The organism is Pseudomonas khavaziana (assembly GCF_019145205.1).
Taxonomy (GTDB): Bacteria; Pseudomonadota; Gammaproteobacteria; order Pseudomonadales; family Pseudomonadaceae; genus Aquipseudomonas; species Aquipseudomonas khavaziana.
The window spans coordinates 1-692 of the sequence record NZ_JAHSTT010000046.1 but is presented as its reverse complement, the minus strand read 5'-3'; the positions used below and the strand labels follow the sequence as shown (position 1 = coordinate 692).

Genomic DNA, 692 nt, shown 5'->3' with positions numbered 1-692 from the left:
ACCACCATCGGCGGAGCGAACCTCAGAGGCGATGAAGTGGTGGGGCGTGTGGGCGGCGACCTCAAGGTCTCGTCGGTTGCCGATACCGGCAAGGTCAAGGGCAAAGAGTTTGATATCAGTGTTACAGCCACCATCGGCCCGGGTGCGGGTGTCAGCGGCTCGGTCGGCTTTGGCAAGACCACCGGCAAAACCGACTGGGTCGAAGAGCAAACCCGTATCACCGGTAAAAATGCCGTCGATATCAGAACAGAGAACCATACCCAGATCGACGGAGCCGTCATCGCCGCTGACAACGGCAACCTGAAACTGGACACGGGCACCCTCGGCTTCAGTGATATCGCCGGGCAAGACAAAGAACATGGCTACTACCTGAACGTAGGTGGCACCTACAAAGCCGGGAGCAATGAAAGCAAAGGCAACACCGTACAAGACAGCAGCCAGGCGGGCAAAGGCAAGGAAGGCAAGACCGGCTGGAGCGTTGAGGGATGGAACTACGAGAAAGAGCGTGAGCAGATTGTCCGCGCCACGGTGGGGGCAGGTGAAATCGTCGTACGCAAGGATGCTGAGACGGGGGCTGACTCTACGACCGGATTGAACCGGGATGTGGGTAAGGCCTATGAGATCACCAAGGATGATGAAAAGCGAACGGATCTGTATGCGAGTAGTTCGTCCATTGATGCTGTACTCAAACC

1 protein-coding gene is annotated in these 692 nt (G+C 57.2%); it reads left to right on the top strand.

The features are described from left to right. The coding region (locus tag KVH01_RS29445) for a hemagglutinin repeat-containing protein (RefSeq protein ID WP_225924438.1) at positions 1 to 692 on the top strand (692 nt) is incomplete at both ends.